This is a genomic window from Rhizocola hellebori, assembly GCF_016862955.1.
Taxonomy (GTDB): Bacteria; Actinomycetota; Actinomycetes; order Mycobacteriales; family Micromonosporaceae; genus Rhizocola; species Rhizocola hellebori.
The window spans coordinates 105,991-124,948 of sequence record NZ_BONY01000022.1; the positions used below are offsets into that span (position 1 = coordinate 105,991).

General features: G+C 65.9%; 19 protein-coding genes and 2 tRNA genes. 5 read left to right on the top strand and 16 right to left on the bottom strand.

Translation table 11 applies throughout. The features are described from left to right. Positions 1 to 6: 6 nt before the first annotated feature. The 7 genes from Rhe02_RS19710 to Rhe02_RS19740 all read right to left on the bottom strand — a co-directional run bounded on the left by Rhe02_RS19710 (position 7) and on the right by Rhe02_RS19740 (position 8,232). Positions 7 to 1,338 (bottom strand): acetyl-CoA carboxylase biotin carboxylase subunit, encoded by a 1,332-nt coding sequence (locus Rhe02_RS19710; RefSeq protein WP_203909732.1) that lies wholly within the window; start codon positions 1,336 to 1,338, stop codon positions 7 to 9. A 119-nt stretch (positions 1,339 to 1,457) separates the two neighbouring features. Further along, on the bottom strand, positions 1,458 to 2,030 hold the full coding sequence (locus Rhe02_RS19715; protein WP_203909733.1) for a TetR/AcrR family transcriptional regulator: 573 nt from the start codon (positions 2,028 to 2,030) through the stop codon (positions 1,458 to 1,460). A gap of 23 nt (positions 2,031 to 2,053) precedes the next feature. Next, positions 2,054 to 4,849, bottom strand: a complete 2,796-nt coding sequence (locus Rhe02_RS19720) for a tetratricopeptide repeat protein (RefSeq protein WP_203909734.1) — start codon at positions 4,847 to 4,849, stop codon at positions 2,054 to 2,056. Further along, complete coding sequence (locus tag Rhe02_RS19725) at positions 4,846 to 6,594, bottom strand: HSP90 family protein (protein ID WP_203909735.1); 1,749 nt, start codon at positions 6,592 to 6,594, stop codon at positions 4,846 to 4,848. Before Rhe02_RS19725 ends, Rhe02_RS19720 begins: the two co-directional genes overlap by 4 nt. 88 nt (positions 6,595 to 6,682) lie before the next feature. Next, the gene (locus tag Rhe02_RS19730; RefSeq protein WP_203909736.1) at positions 6,683 to 6,874 is read right to left on the bottom strand and encodes a hypothetical protein; all 192 of its coding nucleotides are present in this window, start codon (positions 6,872 to 6,874) and stop codon (positions 6,683 to 6,685) included. Continuing rightward, entirely contained in the window at positions 6,867 to 7,391 is a 525-nt protein-coding gene (locus tag Rhe02_RS19735; RefSeq protein WP_203909768.1) for an RNA polymerase sigma factor, read from the bottom strand. Before Rhe02_RS19735 ends, Rhe02_RS19730 begins: the two co-directional genes overlap by 8 nt. Positions 7,392 to 7,494: 103 nt before the next feature. Beyond that, positions 7,495 to 8,232 carry an SGNH/GDSL hydrolase family protein gene (locus Rhe02_RS19740; protein ID WP_203909737.1) on the bottom strand — a complete coding sequence of 246 codons (738 nt, stop codon included), beginning with the start codon at positions 8,230 to 8,232 and terminating at the stop codon, positions 7,495 to 7,497. A 65-nt stretch (positions 8,233 to 8,297) separates the two neighbouring features. On the opposite strand from Rhe02_RS19740, the gene Rhe02_RS19745 reads away from it, so the two are divergent. The 3 genes from Rhe02_RS19745 to Rhe02_RS19755 all read left to right on the top strand — a co-directional run bounded on the left by Rhe02_RS19745 (position 8,298) and on the right by Rhe02_RS19755 (position 11,140). Beyond that, a complete protein-coding gene (locus tag Rhe02_RS19745) occupies positions 8,298 to 8,951 on the top strand; it encodes a DsbA family oxidoreductase (protein ID WP_203909738.1) in 654 nt (217 codons plus the stop codon). 90 nt (positions 8,952 to 9,041) lie between these two features. After that, positions 9,042 to 9,524, top strand: a complete 483-nt coding sequence (locus Rhe02_RS19750; protein ID WP_203909739.1) for an APA family fibronectin-binding glycoprotein — start codon at positions 9,042 to 9,044, stop codon at positions 9,522 to 9,524. Positions 9,525 to 9,814: 290 nt separating this feature from the next. Continuing rightward, a complete protein-coding gene (locus tag Rhe02_RS19755) occupies positions 9,815 to 11,140 on the top strand; it encodes a helix-turn-helix domain-containing protein (protein ID WP_203909740.1) in 1,326 nt (441 codons plus the stop codon). A gap of 108 nt (positions 11,141 to 11,248) precedes the next feature. On the opposite strand, the gene Rhe02_RS19760 is transcribed toward Rhe02_RS19755, so the two are convergent. The 5 genes from Rhe02_RS19760 to gyrA all read right to left on the bottom strand — a co-directional run bounded on the left by Rhe02_RS19760 (position 11,249) and on the right by gyrA (position 14,896). Next, positions 11,249 to 11,321: transfer RNA gene (locus Rhe02_RS19760), tRNA-Ala, on the bottom strand. Positions 11,322 to 11,328: 7 nt separating this feature from the next. Continuing rightward, positions 11,329 to 11,457: a DLW-39 family protein gene (locus Rhe02_RS49890; RefSeq protein ID WP_239123923.1), complete on the bottom strand. Its 129-nt coding sequence runs from the start codon at positions 11,455 to 11,457 to the stop codon at positions 11,329 to 11,331. 26 nt (positions 11,458 to 11,483) lie between these two features. Then, positions 11,484 to 11,557: transfer RNA gene (locus Rhe02_RS19765), tRNA-Ile, on the bottom strand. Positions 11,558 to 11,671: 114 nt separating this feature from the next. After that, entirely contained in the window at positions 11,672 to 12,415 is a 744-nt protein-coding gene (locus tag Rhe02_RS19770) for a DUF3566 domain-containing protein (RefSeq protein WP_203909741.1), read from the bottom strand. A 3-nt stretch (positions 12,416 to 12,418) separates the two neighbouring features. Continuing rightward, on the bottom strand, positions 12,419 to 14,896 hold the full coding sequence (gene gyrA / locus Rhe02_RS19775; protein ID WP_203909742.1) for a DNA gyrase subunit A: 2,478 nt from the start codon (positions 14,894 to 14,896) through the stop codon (positions 12,419 to 12,421). Positions 14,897 to 14,934: 38 nt separating this feature from the next. Between gyrA and Rhe02_RS19780 the strand changes: the two genes are divergently transcribed. Together Rhe02_RS19780 and Rhe02_RS19785 are read left to right on the top strand one after the other, a co-directional pair. Beyond that, positions 14,935 to 15,171 carry a hypothetical protein gene (locus Rhe02_RS19780; protein ID WP_203909743.1) on the top strand — a complete coding sequence of 79 codons (237 nt, stop codon included), beginning with the start codon at positions 14,935 to 14,937 and terminating at the stop codon, positions 15,169 to 15,171. 219 nt (positions 15,172 to 15,390) lie between these two features. Continuing rightward, entirely contained in the window at positions 15,391 to 15,945 is a 555-nt protein-coding gene (locus tag Rhe02_RS19785; protein WP_203909744.1) for a hypothetical protein, read from the top strand. A 37-nt stretch (positions 15,946 to 15,982) separates the two neighbouring features. Here the strand turns inward: Rhe02_RS19785 and Rhe02_RS19790 are convergent, their stop codons facing one another. Genes Rhe02_RS19790 through gnd form a run of 4 tightly spaced genes read right to left on the bottom strand, consistent with a single transcriptional unit; the run spans position 15,983 to position 18,958 of the window. Then, positions 15,983 to 16,435, bottom strand: coding sequence for a hypothetical protein (locus tag Rhe02_RS19790; protein ID WP_203909745.1), 453 nt, complete (start codon positions 16,433 to 16,435; stop codon positions 15,983 to 15,985). A gap of 50 nt (positions 16,436 to 16,485) precedes the next feature. Further along, entirely contained in the window at positions 16,486 to 16,980 is a 495-nt protein-coding gene (locus tag Rhe02_RS19795) for a DciA family protein (RefSeq protein WP_239123924.1), read from the bottom strand. Beyond that, positions 16,970 to 18,067 (bottom strand): DNA replication/repair protein RecF, encoded by a 1,098-nt coding sequence (gene recF / locus Rhe02_RS19800; protein WP_203909747.1) that lies wholly within the window; start codon positions 18,065 to 18,067, stop codon positions 16,970 to 16,972. The genes Rhe02_RS19795 and recF overlap by 11 nt, the downstream gene beginning before the upstream one ends. 6 nt (positions 18,068 to 18,073) lie before the next feature. Next, a complete protein-coding gene (gene gnd, locus Rhe02_RS19805; protein WP_203909748.1) occupies positions 18,074 to 18,958 on the bottom strand; it encodes a phosphogluconate dehydrogenase (NAD(+)-dependent, decarboxylating) in 885 nt (294 codons plus the stop codon).

Sequence of the window (18,958 nt, forward strand, 5' to 3'; positions counted from 1 at the left end):
CTAAGGTCACCGCATGCGCGAAACGAGCGCCGTATCGTATTCGCCGGAAAGAAACTCTTCATTGGACAGCAGCTCGGCGAAGAAGGGCAGATTGTGCTTCGGCCCGGCGATCTGGAAGGCGGCGACGGCGGCCTGCGCGCGCTGCAACGCCTCTTCCCGGCTGACGCCAAAGACAATCAGCTTCGCCATCAGCGAGTCATAGTTGGGCGTCACCACATTGCCGGCGGTGTAGCCCGAATCGACTCGCACTCCGTCCAGGCCGGTGGGCTCCACCCAAGTGTTGATGGGGCCGGGGCCGGGCAGGAAGCGCTTGGGGTCCTCGGCGTTGACTCGGAACTCGATGGCATGGCCGCTGCTCTCGGTGGGCACCTCGACCGGCAGCCCGGAGGCGACCCGGAACTGCGCTTCCACGAGGTCGATGCCGAACACGGCCTCGGTGACCGGGTGCTCGACCTGAAGGCGCGTGTTCATCTCGAGGAAGAAGAATTCGCCGGTGGTCGGATCGAAGAGGCATTCCACCGTGCCTGCGTTGCGGTAGCCCACCGCTTCGCCCGCCCGGACGGCCGCCTCGAGCAGAGCCGCGCGCTGAGTCGCGGTGAGTGCCGGGGAAGGCGACTCCTCCACCAGTTTCTGGTTACGTCGCTGCACAGAACACTCGCGCTCGCCGAGGGCGACCACCCGGCCGTCGGCTAGGCCCAGGATCTGCACCTCGATGTGGCGCACCCGCGGGAAGTAGCGCTCGATGAGCACCGAGCCGTCGCCGAACATGCGCTCAGCGAAGCTGCGCACCCGCTCGTGCTGCTCGCGCAGCGCGACCTCGTCGGCGGCGACCGCCATGCCCATCCCGCCGCCACCCGCCGCGGCCTTGACCATCACCGGGTACCCGATCTCCTCGGCCGCCTCCAAGGCGCTCTCGATCGAGTGCGCGGGATCGGTCGTGCCGGGCGCGACCGGTACCCCGGCAGCCTGCATGAGATTGCGAGCGTTGATCTTGTCGCCCATCGCCGTGATCGCCTCGGCGCTGGGACCGACCCAGACCAGACCGGCTTCCGTCACCGCTTCGGCAAAGCCGGCATTCTCGGAAAGGAAGCCATAGCCGGGGTGAATCGCCCGGGCGCCGGTCTTCTTGGCGGCGTCAAGGATCGCCTGGGTGTTGCGGTAGGACTCGGCCGGGTTGGCGGGCCCGATCAACACCGCCTCGTCGGCCTCAAGCACAAAGGGAAGCTCGGCGTCTGCCTCGGAGTAGACCGCGACCGCCCGGATGCCCAGGCGCTTCGCGGTGCGGATGATCCTGCGGGCTATTTCCCCACGGTTAGCCACCAGCACCGACTCGATCATGGGTTCCTCCCGAATTTTGCCAACGACCTGCCGAAGGTTAATGGGAGGTACTCGACCCCAACTAGGCTCGCTTTGTCAAATACCTGCAGTTTTCTTTGTAGGAATTATGCAGTGAGCGCTCAGCCGAGGAGGGCTGAAAGGGTGGCGTGGCGCAACAGCTTGGCTCGCTGCGTGCGCTCCACCTCGCCACCGAGGAACGGCGTCGAGTTCATCAGGCCGAACGCGGCGTGAGCCAGCACCCGCGCCTCGGCCGCGCTCAGCTCGCTGCGCACGACGGTCAGCACCTGAACCCACTCTTCCACGTATCTACGCTGCAGCCGGCGGATCTCGCGGCGCGGCTCCTCCGGAAGACGATCAAGCTCGTGCAGGTGCAACGCGATCACTGCCGGGTTGGCCAGGGCGAAGTCGACATGGAAGTCGACCAGCTCGGCGAGCGCCTTGCGGCTGTCCCCGTCACATGCCTCCACTCGGGCCTTGCCACCGTTGAGCAGACCCTCGCTGACCGGCTTCAGCGCGGCCGCGAGCATCGCCTCTTTGCCGGCGAAGTGGTGGTAGAGAGCCGGTCCAGTAACACCGGCGGCGGTGCCGATGTCATCCATGGACACGCCGTGGTACCCACGCGAGGCAAAGAGACCGACAGCGATCTCTAAGATCTCCTCGCGGCGCGACCTGCGCTTTGCTGTAACCGTCACGCGTGAAACCTTACTCGCGAGTTTTAATCGAGTTCGAAGCCGAACTGCTCGGCCAGCTGGCGGGCCTCGTCGACCCGCTCCAGCTGAAGCAGCGCATGGGCGAGGGCGTAGGCGGCCCTGGGCAGGGCACCTGCGTCCCGGGGCAGGCCACCGACCACACCCCGCAACACCTTCTCCGCATCCTCCGGCTGACCAAGCGTGAGCATGATCTCGCCCATCGTCAGGTCGGCGAGAAATGCTTCACCAAACGCTTCGAGCGAACGGAACTGGTGCGGAACCGTTCTCACCCGGCCGAGGGCGGCATCGGGCTCGCCCGAACCGGCGAGCACCCGCGCGCCGTCCAGGGCCAGCCAGGCCAGCTCGTACCGGGCATGCGGATCAGCGGTGTCCTCGATCTGCGCGGCGGCATCGTCTGCCGTGGCCAGAACCTCTTGCGCCGCTTGAGGTCCCAGCCCGAACATGGAGGCGACCGCCTGCCGGCGAAGCGCGCGAAGCCGATCCAGTGGGGCTCCGGCCACGCCGTAGGCGGCAGCGGCCGACTCGAAGCGCTGCGCCGCAGCCGAATCCTTGTCGAGGTCGAAGAGCAGGTCGCCCGCCTGTTCCAGCACGCCCGCCCGATGTGCGGCATTGTCGAAGCCGTTGAGGTTTTGCGCCAGCTGATCGAGATGGGCCAGCGCTTGCTGGGGCTCGTCGAGTCGCTGATAGACCGCCGCGAGCAGGTGCCGCACCTGATCGGCGAGCGCCTGGTTCACCGCGCGATCGGCGCCATAGAGCGCCTCCTCGGCGACCTCGGCCGCGTCGTTGGCCCGATCAGCGTTGAAAAGCGCGACCGCCAACTGGAAACGCGCATAGTCGGCCTCGTCCTGCTGACGTTCCGCCACCAGCCGAGCCACCAGCGAAGCGAGATCATCGATCGCCTCCGCCGCCCGCCCAGTGCCCGCGAGCAGCATTCCGCGCCGCTCCTTGACCTCCCGGACCAGATCCGACGGCAGGTCGTCATGCGCGAGGGCCCGCTCATAGGCCTGCACCGCCGACTGCGCATCCTCCAGCAACAGGTGGTTCTGCCCGAGAATGAACTCGCCGAGCCCGATCAGCTCGGGCTCATCTGCTTCCCGCGCCCCCGCGATGAGTTGCTCCGCTGTCTCCAGCGCGGCATTTACCTGACCCGCCGCACCCAGCGCCTGCGCCTTAATCATCAGCGCCTGCAGCTTGACCCGCGGACCGGGATCCTCCTCGGGGACCTCGTTGAGCCTGTCCAGGGTGCTGACCGCTTCCACCGGATCACCGGCGTGCAGCAGCGCCACGCCAAGGCGGCGCAACGCCCCGGCCTTGTCCTTGGCCGAACCGTGCACCAGCAGAAACTCCGTCGTCTCCCGCACATCGACCAGGCCTCGTTCGGCTTCACCATGGCGGCACAGGTGCAGGCCTATCCGCCCGCGCGTTCTCTGCTCGCGCACCTCATCGCCAGCGACCCCGTAAAGGTCGCGGGCCTCGCCCCAGATCCGGATCAGCTCCGCCGAGTCACCGTCATGCAGCCGCATGCCAGTCAGGTCGGCCAGCCGCGCGCGCTGCAGCGGGGTCAGCCCTTCAGCCTCCTGCCAGACCTCGACCCGTGCCCACAGCGCCTCGACCCGTGGGGAATCGTCGCGCCACAACGCTTCCTCGGACAGATCGAGGAGAAGGTCGAGATCGGCGTCGGCCGGAACATCGTCAAGCGTCACAGACATATTGGCTTTCTTTATGTGGGTACCAGGCGAAGCCGTCACAAGCTGAGCACTCAGACTCAGCGCGAGCTTTTCGCCCTCCGCCTCACCCGCCAAGCAGTCCGCGACTTTAGCACTCTGAAAAGTTGTTCCGTTTCGGGTGTCAAACCGTTCCGCCAGCGCGGTCGCGCGCGCGGTCAGCTCGGAACCCAATTTCGCGTCGCCATCGGCCAGCCGCAAAACCAGCGCCGCACACGCGCAGAACCACATCTCGGCATAGGGCGAGGGTGCTCTGTCCAACCACGACAGATGGCGGCGCAGCACTTCCAGCCCATGGTCGGCGTTGCCGCTGATCGCCAGGAACCTGAGATGGTCGCCGATCGCCATCAGGTTGGCCGGGTTGCCGCGCAATGCCCGGTATGCCGCGTGATGCGCCGAACGGGCCTCGCTGAGCCGTCCCGTCCTCAGGTACGGCAACAGAAGCTGGGTCAGAATCGCCTGCGGCTGCTCGGCACAGGTCAGCCTGCCCGCCAAGACCGGTGCGGTGAGCGCGATCGCCTCCTCGTATGAGCCCAGCTCGGTGAGGTGCCAGGCCTGATCGGTCGGGTCGCAGCCCTCGCAGTCGGAGTTCGGATCGCGCGGCGCACTCTGCCAGCGCTCGTAATATTCGTCACGCGTCGCGGCATCGCCGACGTGCATCGCCACCATCCAGCGATGCTTGTGCACGGCCTGCAAGCTGTGCCCGCCAGCCTGGAACCGGCGCTGCATATCGTCGAGCACGGCATAGGTGCGCGCCAACGGCACTTCAGGGAAATCGGTCAGCGAATTGACCATGTACTTGAAGTACCAGAGCAGCAGATGCTCGTGATGCCCGAAGCGCCCCGGATCGCGGTCGTGCTGCGCCAGGCACCACGAGAAGGTCACGAAACCCTTGGCCGGCTCGCCGCCATGTTGATAGGCGTTGGTCGCCGCCATCCTCGCATCGAAGCGCAGCTCGTCATCGCCAAGCAGATCGGCCTGCGTGATCGCCTCCTCAGCCAACGCGATCTGACCCGGCCCAAACGGGGCCTCCCAGGTCTGCCGGATCAGCAGTTCAACTTTTTGAGGCGTGCTCATGAGGAATCTCCAGCTACCGCGCGGTCGAGCAGACCCAGGAAGGATCTGTTGAGCAGGGCCGTGTCGGCTGGGCGCAGCGGGTGGTGCCCCAGCAACAGCGCCTGGCCGTAAAGCCCTTCCACCGCAAGCTCGATCAGCCTCTCATCGGAAAGCGACGCTATCCGGCGCACAAGCGGGTTGCGGTGATTGAAGACCAGTTGCGGGCGCTCGAGGGTGGTGCTCGACTCGAACGCCGCCAGCACCCCGGCCCACTCCTCGTCGGCAAGCTCGCGCGTCTCGCGCAGGTGCCGCTGGAACGTGGCATCGCGATCGACCAGGTAGAGCGCGGGCAGCGTCACCGGATCGAAGCCCCGCAACACCACCTCGCAGCCAAGCCGGTCGAGCGCTCGCTGAGCCGCCGCCGCGAACGGCTGCATCGCTTGCGAATCAGCCTTCTCCAGCAGGTGAAAACGGGTAGTGATGTCGCTGGGATCCATCCGGTCGACCAGGTAGGCGGGATCCAGCGAGGGCATCCGCTCGATCAGCTCGGAGTCATAGGTGTAGCCGCCGTTGACCACCGCCAGGCGCTGCGCGGCCGCGACCGCGGCCAGCTGGCGGAACTCGTCGAGGGTGGCGCAATAACGGATCACCTCGTAGCGCTGCTGGAACTCGCTCAGCGTCAACCGGCCCATGTTCGTCTCCATCGGCCACCAGTTGGCGACCAGGCGCAGCATCTCGTCATCGTGCAGCGCAAGGGATTTGACCCCGAGATGGTGGATGCTCAGGAACTCCAGAACCCGTGCTGGGCTCTGCCGCGACAGGTTCACCAGCCATCCGCGCAGCTGGCTGCCGAGCGCCTCTCGGGTCTGATCCAAAAGGCTGTCCTCATATAGGGCTTCCCGGCTCGCGGTTGGCCGCAGCTCGGTGCCGTCCACCACACAGCGGGCGAAGAACGCCCAATCGGGCAACAAACCTTCCGCGCCCTCGGCCAGCAGCATTCGCTTGAGGTAGACCCGATGCCCGGCCCGCGCGGAGGGGCTCGCCGCGACTGGCAACACGTAGGCCAGGCCCTTCAGGCCCGCCTCGGGGACGTCCAGCTCGATCACGTCGTAGGGGGTGAAGCCGAAAACCTCCTGGCAGTAGCGGACCCGTTCGCCACCCTCCTGCCACGGCAGCGGGCCGCCGGTGACCACGGTCTCGTCCACGCTCACCGTCACCGGCAGCAGCGACCCGAACAGGCGGGCCAGCTCGGTCACCCGCTGCGGGGCGAGCCAGGCTTCCTCGCCGCGGCGCGCATGCAGCGTGACCGTGGTGCCCTGCTCTTCGCGGTCCGGTCCGGCGCCTATCTCGTACCGGCCGTCGGAATAGCCCGTCCAATAGACCGTCGGCGCATCGCCGTGCCGCGTGACCACCTGGATCTCGTCGGCCACCAGAAAGCAGGAGAGCAGGCCGATGCCGAACTGGCCTAGGAACTCGTGACGCCCGAAGCCGAAATCGTCGCGCTTGCTCGACCGGCCGATGGTGGCCAGCAACTCGTGGACCTGCTCCTCGGTCAGCCCGATGCCGCTGTCGCTGATGGTGAGCCGGGACTGCGCACACTCGATGTGCACCGTGGCCGGGGCGCTCTCCTCCAGCGCGCGCCGGGCCGTGATCGCATCGACGGCATTCTGCAGCAGCTCGCGGACGTAGACCCGCGGGCTCGCGTAGAGGTGGTGGCTAAGCAGGTCGACGACACCACGGAGATCGACCTGGAAGGAGTGGCCCACGCGGGTACCGTACCCGCAACATGCCCCGCAGGTGGACCCCCTGACCTTCACAGAATCCAGCTGCAACGCGATCTTTACAGCACGCCGCTCAGCCGAATGCCAAGAAACCCACCAGGGCGAGCAACAGAATGATCACTATGACCGTGGTGGTGCGATAGCGGCGGCGACGGGCGACCTTGCTGCGGACATCCCCGCTTCCGCGCGAGGTGATCGTGGACTCGGCATCATCGGTGAAGTCACCGAACGCGCCGTGGATCAACTCGTCGTAATCCTCAGGCATCATCGCCTCCTCTCTGCCCCGTCAGCTGGTTGCCCAGCGCGGCCCGACCGCGGCTGAGCCAGCTCTTAACGGTGCCCTCGGCCACGCCCTCCTGCAAGGCGATCTCCGTGACCGAAAGCTGACCTAGGTAGTAGAGAACCACGGCGCGACGGTGATGCTCTGGAATCTGGGACAGCGCGCGGGTCAGCGCGACACGATCGGGTGACGGTCCTTCAACGTGTTCCTCCCGCTGTTTGCGTAAGAAGTTCACGGCTGTCTTCTGCTTGCGGAACCTGCTCGTGGCCAGGTTCCAGGCCACCCGGCGCACCCAGGCGAGCGGCTCGGCGTATTCGCTGACGGTCTTCCACCTGCTGAACGCGCGACAGAACGCTTCCTGGACCAGGTCCTGAGCCTCGTGCTGGTCGCCGAGGTAGGCATAGATCTGCACGGTGAGCCGCAGATAATTGGCCGAGTAGAACTCGTCGAAGTCGGGCAGGGACTCCGCAGCCGGTACAGGTTTTGGCGCCGCATGGGCCATCACGACCGTCACACTGTCCTTCCTCCCTGGGTAGATGACTGCCAGACGTGTGAGGCGGGTCAGCGGTTGCAGTAATGCTGGCGCGTGCGAAGCAGAATCTGGATCAGTCGAGGGTGGGTCGTTTGGGCAGGATTCCGTCGCCGGACGAGCGCCCGGTGAGCCGGCGTTTGATCCATGGCGCGAGGTGTTTGCCGGCCCAGATCACGTCGGCGGTGCGGGCGGCCGGCCACGATTTGCGGGCCGGCCATGGCGGAATGTCCCACCAGGTCGGCTCCACCTCGAGGCCCAGCACGGTGAGCACGTGCGCCGCGGTGCGCCGGTGGCCCGCGGCCGACATGTGCAGGCGATCGATGCTCCACAGCGCCGGGTTGGCGTACTCGTCGTCGCCCCAGAGGTTGACCAGCTTCGCGCCATGGCGCTGCGCGGTCTCCCCCACCGATTTGTTGAGGTATTGGATCCTCGGCGCGATCATCTTGTTGCCCGGCAACCGGGCCATCACGTCAGCGAACCGGAATACCAGCACATCGGCCCCACTGTCGCGAAGCCGTTTGATCACACCGTCGTAGCGCTGCATCAGGCTGGGTGGGTCGCAGTGCCGGCGCAGGACGTCGTTGCCACCGGCCGCGAAGCTGACCAGGTCTGGTTTCATGGCCAGCGCGGCGGGTACCTGCTCGACCGCCACCGCGTCGAAGAGCTTGCCGCGGATGGCGAGGTTGGCGTACTTCGCGCCCAGCCGATCGGCGACCAGATCGGCCCAACCCCTATACGTGCCATCCGGATATGGGTCGTCCAGCCCCTCGGTAAAGCTGTCCCCCACCGCTACATACCTGCTCCAAGCCACGCAGCGTAGTTTGGCACACACCCGTTTTCGGGAATCGCCTCCGCTCTGCGGCAGTTGCCACCTGCGTGGAGATTGAGATTTATTCCGACGTTGTCTGCCCCTGGTGCTGGATCGGTGAACGGCGCCTGCTCAAGGCGCTCTCCTCGTTCTCCGACGAGGCCGTGACGCTCAAATGGCGCGCCTTCCAGCTGGACCCGTCGGCCGAATCCGCCGGAATCCCGCTCGTGCAATGGCTTGGCCGTCGCTACGGCGGGGAGGCCAACGCGCGGCGCATGTTCGCCAATGTGACCAACGTCGCCGAGGCCGAGGGCCTCACCATGCACTTCGACGACGCTGTGAGCGCCAACACCTTCGACGCGCATCGGCTCATCTGGTGGTCCGGCGCGGAAGGCGGCGATCAGCGTCCCATGGTCGAAGCTCTGCATCGCGCCCACTTCACCGACGGTTTGGACATCGGTGACCGCGACGTCATCTCCTCGCTCACGCCGTCGCCAACACTCACTCGAAAGTTCTTGAGTTCACAAGAGGGTGTCGAGGAGGTTCGGGCGGAGCTGCGGGCCGGCCGCCAGCTGGGTATCACCGGCGTGCCTACCTTCGTCTTCGATGGCCGGGCGGCGATCAGCGGCGCGCAGGACCCGTCCACGTTCCGCGACATCCTGTCCTCTTTGGAAGTCGAGCCGGTGGCGGGCGATGCGTGCGCCATTGACGACCATTGTTGACAATGTTGATGTTTCACGTGAAACGATATTGTTCACTGTTGATGATTGATCTATAGTCTTGCCGACATCTCTGTCGCATGTGGAGGTCGGATGACCACATTCGCCTCAGACCGTGTCCATGACACGGTTGCCCACCTCAGCTACCGCTGTCCCCAGGGATGGCTGCTCGGCACCGATCCGCTCGACTCCCCCTTTTCCACTTCGATCACGAACGGCACCGGAGCCATCGTCGTTTCCGGACGGTGGGACGACCTTCCCACCGACGCGCCGTCCGGCGATGAGCTGATCGCGGGCGCGGCCTGGCTTGCCTCCGAGTACGGCGAGTTCTTCCTGCCGTTCGACGGCAACCGGACCAACGTGGTCATCGAGAACGCGAATGTCGCCGGCCGCCCGGCCGCTCGAGCCGGGTACGGGCTGGTGTTCGACCCCGACGCACGCGACCCCGCCTACATCCGCGTGCTGGTAGTGGCTCTGACTGGCGACCTCGTTTCCTTCCTGCTGGCGGTCGGGCCCGACGCCGAACGCCACGTCTTCGACGGCATCCTCGCTAGCACCCAGGTCCTCACCCCGTGACACCCTCTCGTTGATGTGGGCGCCACCCCGGAGTCGTCGCTCCGGGGTGGCGCATTCCCCCACCCCCGGAGAGCAGGAAGCCTAGCGATCGCGGTCCACACACCCCCGTTATCCCGCAGCCGACCGGAATACCGCCTTGTATAGCGCGCGTCGTTTTGTCCTGACCCATCGCTGTTTTGAGCTGCGGGGACCGAACGACCGTATTGTGGGAGTAGCATCTTGCACACCAGCCAACTGGTAGGCCAACCGGTAACGGTGGGCCAGCGGGTAGGCCATTGGGAGGTGGCGTGATGCCGGCCGACTTGTCGCTAGGCCCGCTCATCGCCCTGCGCCGGCGTGAGCTGGGTAAGAGTCAGGAAAGACTCGCCGAGCAGATCTGTGCCGCGTCCGGCCGGATGACCGTGACCAAGAACGAGATTTCCCGCTATGAGCGGGAAGAGCGCGTTCCCTCGGCTGATTCCTTGCGCCACTTGGCTATCGCCCTCGACCTGCCGCTGGACAAATTGGAACGTGCCGCTGCACGTGCGCGGGCTCAAAGAAGAAAGCAGGAACCAGCCCCTTCAGCCGTTACCGTTGATGACAACGGTCTCTATGGCGAGGAGGTCGAGACGGAACGTCGTCAGGTCATGAGAAGCCTGGCAGCCGCGAGTTTGGTCGTCGCCGGGTGGCCTGTTGGTGCCCGCGCCGGGGTCGATCTCCCTCGCCGGATCACCCCCGAGCACGTGGCCGAGCTTCGGGAAGCGACCAATCTCTACCGCGGCTGGGTGAGCAGACACGGCGGTGGAGGCATCCGCCAGCACGTCAGCACCCTGCTCGAGCAGGCGAGCATGATGCACAGCGCCGCCACCGACGATGCCGTGCGACGGGAGCTTCTCGACAGCATCGCCGATCTGGCCGGCCTGGGGGCCTACATCTCCCGCGATCTCGAGGAGCACACCGACGCGCGCGAGATGTACCAGCTGGCACTGCAAGCCGCCAAGGCCGCCGGCGACCGCCACCTCGGCGCCCACCTCATCGTCCGGATGGCCGGGCACAACATCGAGCTGAAGCAACCCGAAGACACCCTCGGTCTGCTCGACGCTGCCCAGCACGCGGCGAAATCCGTTCTCGGCCATGGCGAGCGGGCCAACCAGCTGTGTATCAAGGCGTGGGCCAATGCCCAGCGCGGCGACGCCGAGGCGGTCAAACGCGCGGTCGGCGAGGCGGAGCAGGAATTCGTCCGCGCCGAGGGCTCGGTCTCCCGTGAATGGGGCCGTCAGCACGTCACCGAGGCCGAGCTTTACAGCCTCACCGGGGCGGCCTATGTGGACCTGGCCCGCAAGAGCGCCAAGCACGCTCCACTCGCGATCGAACGCTTGAAAAAAGCCATCTCTTTGCGCGGCCCGGCCAACGCCCGCAACCGCACCCTCGACATGGTCAGCCTCGCGGAGGCGCTATTCGCCTTGGGCGAGTTCGAGGAGTGCCGCAAGGTCGCCGCTCAAGCTGGCTCTCAGATCGACCAGCTGGCCTCTAACCGGCTCACCCGCCGCCTCGCCGAGCTCAACGAGCGCATCAACGCCGGGCCGGGCCTTCGCCCCGCGTTTCCCAGCCAGGCCGCCAAACCAAACCTCGCCTGAGCGCGCCTTCCCCACGACAGTCTTCGCCGCCGGCAACTCGGCCAGCGAGTCAGAAGACGAGACACTCGCGGAATTTGGGCTGCGCAATGACTGGTCGACAATCTTCGGTGGAGCCTAGGAGAATCGAACTCCTAACCCCCGCCTTGCAAAGGCGGTGCTCTGCCAATTGAGCTAAGGCCCCGCTGCGCCTAGCGCAGGTCTGGTGCGGTAGTCGCCTCGTGCCACAAGGCGCGCTCGTCGCTATTTGCCTTTATCTTCTTCGCCACCAGAACAACTGCGACTCCGATGCCGGCAAGGACAACGAGCTTCTTCCACATGATGGCCACCTCTATAAGCGCGCGAGTGGGGCTAGAAAGAATCGAACTTTCGACCTCAGAGTTATCAGCTCTGCGCTCTAACCGACTGAGCTATAGCCCCTCAGCGACAACGAACCTTACCTCACTGTCCCGGGATCTCCCAAACCAGTAAGCGCGCGTCGTGGTGGCGATGTCAAAAGAACATCGCCACCACGACAAACGCGGAGTGTTTGGGCTACTCCCGCTCGGCCAGCGTCACTTCGACGCCACCCACGAGATCGGCACAAACGTTGTAGACGAAGGCTCCAAGAGTCATCAGCGCGGTGAAGAGCACCACGTTGATCGCACCCAGGATCGCGGAGACACCGATGACGCCACCGGCCGTGATCTTGAATGCGTCTCCACCGCCGCCGTTCGAGGTGAACAGCTCGGCCAGCGTCTTGTTCAAGGAGTCGAAGACATCCATCGCGTCGAGGGCCAGATAGAGCACCGAGGTCGCGACGATGATGACGACGAGAAGCACGAACGAGACGGCGAACGAGAACTTCATCACCGACCAAGGGTCGACCCGCTTGATGCTCAGGCGAGCCCGGCGCGGGCCGCGAGAAGCACCCGTGGTCACGCCCGTGCGGGCGGCACGCACCGCCTCGGTGACGCGGACAGCTCCGGCAGTGGCGCTGTTGACCACGGAACGCAGGGTCGCTGCACCCATAGCGGTGCGCCCAATCGGAGTGCCGGTTCTCAGCGGCGGCTTCTCCTCCTCCGCCGGGGCCGGCATGCCAGCTGGGCGGGTGAACGCGGCCGCGGCCTGCGGTTCGGCTGCGACAGCGGAAGCGGGATCAGCGGGGACCGACGCACGGCCAACGGCCGCTTTGCCCGCCGCCTCAGGAGCAGCCGCAGCCTCTGGCTTCTTGGCTTCCTGCTCGGCGGGGTCGGCCGGAGTCCCCGCGGTCTCCGACATCGCCTGTGTCTCGGTCATGCATTAGTCCTGTTCGTCCGGCTCGTCGGCATTACGAGCAATGGCGACGAGGGTCACGCCTTCTGGGAGGTCCATCAGCTTGACACCCATTGTGTTCCTATCGCGCGTCCTGCGCACTGGCTTCACCGGAGTACGAATAACTCCGCCATTACTTGTGATAGCGAAGAGCTCGTCTTCCGGGCTGATAACGACTGCGCCAACCAGTCCGCCACGGCGTTCTGTGATCTTTGCAGTCAGGACGCCCTTACCCCCACGCCCCTGGATTGGATACTCGTCGATCGGAGTGCGTTTGGCATATCCGCCATTGGTTGCCACCAAGACGTCCATTCCGTCGCGGACGACCTCCATAGCAAGCAACACGTCACCATCACCAAACCGCATTCCGATAACACCCGAGGTAGCACGGCCCATCGGCCGCAGCGCCTCATCGGTGGCGTTGAACCGGATGGCTTGAGCCTGCTTGCTCACCAGGAGAAGGTCATCCTCCGCGGCGATCAGCGCAGCACCCACGAGTTCGTCTTCGTCACGCAGGTTGATGGCGATAATGCCACCTGAGCGGTTGGAGTCGAACTCCGCCAGCGCGGTTTTCTTCACGAGTCCATTCTTGGTCGCCAGAACCAAATATGGGGCCACATCGTAGTTCTGGATCTGAATTACCTGGGCGATCTGCTCATCGGGCTGGAACGCGAGCAGGTTGGCGACGTGCTGACCCTTCGCGACCCGCGAGGCCTCGGGCAGCTCGTAAGCCTTGGCCCGGTAGACCCGGCCCTTGTTGGTGAAGAAGAGCAGCCAGTCGTGGGTCGAGCTGACGAAGAAGTGGCTGACGATGTCGTCCTGGCGCAGGGTCGCACCGGAAACGCCCTTGCCACCACGCTTCTGCGAACGATAGAGGTCCATCTTGGTGCGCTTGGCGTAGCCGGTGCGGGTGATGGTGACCACGACCTCCTCGCGCGCGATGAGGTCCTCCATGGAGACCTCGCCGTCGAACGGGACGATCTTCGTGCGGCGCTCGTCGCCCCACTTGCTCACGATTTCCCCGAGCTCGTCGGAGATGATCTTACGCTGGCGCTCGGGCTTGGCGAGGATGTCCTGCAGATCGCGGATCTCAATCTCGATCTTGGCGAGCTCGTCGACGATCTTCTGGCGCTCCAGGGCGGCCAGGCGGCGCAGCTGCATGTCGAGGATCGCGGTCGCCTGGATCTCGTCGACCTCGAGTAGCTCCATGAGGCCTTGGCGGGACGCCTCCACCGTCGGCGAGCGCCGGATCAGGGCGATGACCTCGTCAAGCATGTCGAGCGCCTTGACCAGACCGCGCAAGATGTGCGCGCGTTCCTCGGCCTTGCGCAGCCGGTAGGCCGTGCGCCGCTGGATGACCTCGATCTGGTGCGCCACGTAGTAGCGCAGGAACTGCGCCAGGTTGAGCGTGCGCGGCACCCCGTCGACGAGGGCCAGCATGTTGGCGCCGAACGTCTCCTGCAGCTGCGTGTGCTTGTAGAGGTTGTTCAGCACCACCTTCGCCACGGCATCGCGCTTGAGCACGAGAATCAGGCGCATGCCGGTGCGGCCGCTCGACTCGTCACGGATGTCGGCGATGCCGGCGAGCTTGCCCTCCTTGACCAGCTCAGCCACGCGCTCCGCGAGGTTGTCCGGATTTACTTGGTACGGCAGCTCGGTAACCACCAAGCAGGCCCGCCCGCGCTTGTCCTCCTCGACCTCGACCACAGCGCGCATCCGGATCGACCCGCGACCGGTCCTGTACGCCTCCTCGATCACCGAGGTGCCCACAATGAGGCCTCTGGTCGGGAAGTCGGGTCCCTTAACGATCTTCAGCGCCGCTTCCAGCGTCTCCGCCTCGTCGGCCTCCGGATGCTCAAGGCACCACTGCACCGCGGCGCCGATCTCGCGCAGGTTGTGCGGCGGGATCTTCGTCGCCATGCCAACCGCGATGCCCTCGGACCCGTTGACGAGCAGGTTCGGGAAGCGGGCCGGCAGGATCGTCGGCTCCTGGTTGCGGCCGTCGTAGTTGGGGATGAAGTCGACCGAGTCCTCGTCAATGTCCCGCAGCAACTCCATCGCCAGCGGAAATAGACGACATTCGGTGTACCGCATGGCGGCGGCCGGGTCGTTGCCTGGTGAGCCGAAGTTTCCGTTGCCATCGATCAGCGGATAGCGCAGTGACCAGGGCTGGGCCATGCGAACGAGCGAGTCGTAGATGGCGGTGTCGCCGTGCGGGTGGTAGTTACCCATGACCTCGCCGACGACGCGCGCGCACTTGAAGTAGCCGCGATCGGGGCGGAAGCCGCCGTCGTACATGGCGTAGAGAATTTTGCGGTGAACCGGCTTGAGACCGTCGCGGACGTCGGGCAGGGCCCGGCCGACGATGACGCTCATCGCATAGTCGAGGTAGGAGCGCTGCATCTCCACCTCGAGACCGACTGGCTCTACCCGCCCGTGATCATGGGTGTCTGGCGTCTCTGTCACTTAGTGCATCCTTCTCGGAACTGTCTGTGGATAACCCTGTGGAAGCTGTGGATAAACGCGGGGCTCACATGGTCAGGAGGCGGCCATCTTTCGCGCTGCGCTGGATGAAGGAGCGCTGGGACTCGCCGAAAGTCGCTCTGGCCGGGCCGGGCCTGGTCGACCGCGTTATCCACAACCTCGTTATCCACAACCTGCTGGACGAGGTGATGCAGACCGCGCCCGGCTCTGGGCCGTTCTCTTCGCTGCTGCCAGCCACGCGTATCCCCTTCATATGAAGTCTCGCCGCAATCCTACTGGGCGCCCCCGACAACCGTGCGCTGGCGGCACCGTACGGGTACCTGAGAAGTCCGTAGCCGCTCGAATGGCTCCCTCCGCAACTCCCCCCACATGCAACGGGCGAGGCCTTGGCACTGTCGGACGTTCAGGGGGTCGCGCAACACCGCCTTTATGCCGTAAGTTGCGCTCGGCCCAGTACTGCAGGAAAGAGGGCATTGATGGGGCTGGACAACGTCGCCGTTCAATGGCCGGCCACCGGCCGTTTCTATGACCCGGTCGCCCCGGCCGAGTTTGTGGATTTCGCCGAGCTCGCCGAAAAGCCGGAGACCGAGGCGCCAACCGCCGCGCTCGCCGGGCACATCGCTCGCACCGGAACGGTGCGTGCTACCGCGTATACCGAGGTCGTCGACCTTCTGCTGGGTCTGTCTGGGGTGCTTTACGCCACCGAGGCCGCTGAGGAGGACGAGGATCCGGTAATCGACCCCGACGGCTGCGCGTGGATCGCCGGCGGGCTGGAGAAGTTCGTCGACGGACACGGCAAGCACGGCGTGGTCGTCACCTTCGACACAGTCGCCGAGCTGCTCAAGGGTGCCCTCGCGGACGCTCGCCTGGCCGATCAGCAGCTGCGCTGGCTCGATCAGCGTCTCGACGCGCTGCGCGACGACTCGGGCGGGGCTCCTCAGTGGAGCTTCCCACTGTCCGAATTCGGCGTCCTGGCACGCTTCTATCGGCGCTGCGCCGACCGGGGCTTCGCCGTTTACGCGGAAAGTTAAGGAACTGGCGGGAGGCCAGCCGAAGCGCCGGCGGGCGTTAGAGCGCCCGGCGGCGGTGCAGGGCGAAGGCGATCAGCCCGGCCACGAGCACACCGCCGCCGACGGCCACCAGGCCAACCGGAAACGGCTTGTCCACAGGCACCTCCGGGGCCGAGCCGAGCAGCTGGTTGCCCGAACACAGGCCAGTGTGACCATCGTTGGCATAGACCTTGAACCGATGTCCGACCTTGAAGTCGTATCCACAGGCAGCGCCATCAGACGCGGTCAGCAGCGTGAGGTGACCAGCGCTGTCGCCTTTGCTGACGTCTTCCACCACGAAGTCGACCTTGAGCTCGCCACCGCCACCTATCCCGAAGGGCTTGTCGATCGCGGTGACCACTCCGACGAAAATGAGGTCGGCGTTGTTGGTGAACTCCGGCTCAGACGAGAGCGCGCACGAGCACGCGCAGGCCGATTGGGGCGCAAGTAACAACGAAAAGGCTGTCAACATCAGGACAGCGGCGAGCCTCCAGATACGGCGCATGCGCGCTTAGAGGCTTTCTAGTCGCGGCCGGTTCCCTTGACCCGCCATTGGCCCTTGCCGCGCGCCGGCGCGGACGGGCCGTGGATGCGCAGCTTCGTCACGAGGTTGTGGCCGACGACGCTGCCGATCCGGGTCAAGATCGTCTTATTGAGCAGGCGCAGCTGGGTCGCCCACGCGGTCGACTCGGCTTCCACGGTCAACTCGCCGTCGGCCAGCGAGACCGGGCGGCTGTGCTCGGCTATGTCCGGGCCGACTACCTGCGCCCACGAGCCGAAGAGGGTCGCCTCGGCCGCTGGTCGCTGCCAGCCCCGGGTCTTGATCAGTTTGGCGAGCACATCGCCGAACAACGAGGGGTCGCGAGGGTCGGGCCCGGGACCGGAATATCCCCGCTTGCGGACGGAGGCCGGATCGCGCGGCGCCGCCTGCTGCCTCGCGGCGCGTTTGCGCAGCGCCGCCTCCAGGGCCGCGCGGGCCAGCTCGGGACCGGCCGGCTTCTCCTCCTCATTGGACAAGAGCCACCTCCCCCGGCGAGACCAAATATCGCGCTCCTCGTAAAGAGATTGGCACATCGGCCTCGACGGCGCAGGTAATGAGCACTTGCGACGCGTCTTTGACAAGGTCGGCGAGGCGTTCTCGGCGGCCGGTGTCCAGCTCTGCGAAGACATCATCCAGTACCAAGACAGGCTCAATGGCTTCTGAACGCAACAGGGTGTAGGAAGCCAACCTCATCGCCAGCGCGAAGGACCACGACTCGCCGTGGCTTGCGTATCCCTTCACCGGCAGATCGCCCAGACGCAGCACGAGGTCATCGCGATGCGGCCCGGCCAGGGTGGTGCCCCGGGCGATCTCCTCGTCGCGCACGTCGGCCAGGGCTTGCAAGATGTTCTCCGGCATCGCCGTGGCCTTATATTCCACCACCGCCTTGCCCTGGCCCGCGCTGACCTTCTGATACGCGTCCTCAAGATGCGGCGCCACCGAGTCGACCAGGGCGAGCCGTGCCTGCAGCAGCGTTGCGCCGTGCTCGGCAAGGTGCTGGTCCCAGACTTCCAAGGTGGACAGGTCGCCCTTGCGCCCGGCCACCTTGCGAGCGAGGTAGGCGCTGCGCAGCAAAGCGTTGCGCTGCTTGAGGACTCGCTCATAGTCGGCGCGTACCCCGGCGAAGCGCGGCTGGCGCGCCACGAGCAGATCGTCGAGGTAGCGCCGACGCTGCTCAGGGTCTCCGCGGACCAGGCTCAGGTCTTCGGGCGCGAACAGCACGAGCCGCAGCGCGCCGATCACATCGCGCGAGCGGCGCAGCGGCGATCTTCCCAAGCGGGCTCGATTGGCCTTGCCCGGAACGATTTCCAGCTCGGCCAGCAGCTCGCGTCCATCGTGGACAATGGCACACCGGATCACCCCCGAGCTCGCTCCGCTGCGCACCAACGGCGCGTCGGAGGAGACCCGGTGACTGGCCAAGGTGGCCACATAACCCAGCGCCTCAACAAGGTTGGTCTTGCCCACCCCGTTGTGTCCAATGAGGACACTCGGGCCCGCCTCGAAGTCAACGGCGACTCCCGCGTAAGACCGAATGTCGGTCAGCTCAAGCCGCCGGACGTACACGACGCGTTACTCTCCGGCTTGGCTTTTGACCGCGTGGCCACCGAACTGGTTGCGCAGCGCGGCAATAGCCTTCATCGCGGGCGAGTCGTCCTGGCGGGAAGCGAAGCGGGCGAACAGCGAGGCCGCGATCACGTGCATCGGCACCGCGAGCCGGATCGCCTCCTCGACCGTCCACCGGCCCTCGCCAGTGTCGTCGGCGTATCCCTTCAGCTTGTCCAGATGCGGATCCTCCGCCAGCGCGCGGCTCATCAGGTCGAGCAGCCACGACCGGACCACCGTCCCCTCGCGCCACGAGGCGAAAACCCCGGGCACGTCAGACACGATCTCCGACTTCTCCAACAGCTCGTAGCCTTCGGCGTAGGCGTGCATGAGGCCGTACTCGATGCCGTTGTGGACCATCTTCGCGTAGTGGCCGGCCCCGACGCCGCCCGCGTGGACGAAGCCGAACTCACCGGGCGGCTTGAGCGCCTCAAAGATCGGCATCGCGAGAGCGACATGGTCGACCTCGCCGCCGACCATGAGCGCGTAACCATATTCCTTGCCCCAAACCCCACCCGAGACGCCGACGTCGAGATAGCCGATGCCGTGCTCGGCCAGGCGCACCGCGCGCGGCATGTCGTCGCTGAAGCGCGAGTTGCCGCCGTCGATCACCACGTCGCCGGGGCTCAGCAACGGAATCAGCTCGTCGATCGTCTGCTCGGTGATCTCGCCCGCGGGCACCATCGCCCAGATGACGCGAGGGCTGGCCAGCTTGTCGACCATATCGGCCAGGCCGGTGGCGTCGCTGATATCCGGATTGCGGTCGTAACCGACGACCTCGTGTCCTGCGGCGCGCAGGCGGTCACGCATGTTCCCGCCCATCTTGCCCAGGCCAATGAGCCCCAGCTGCAT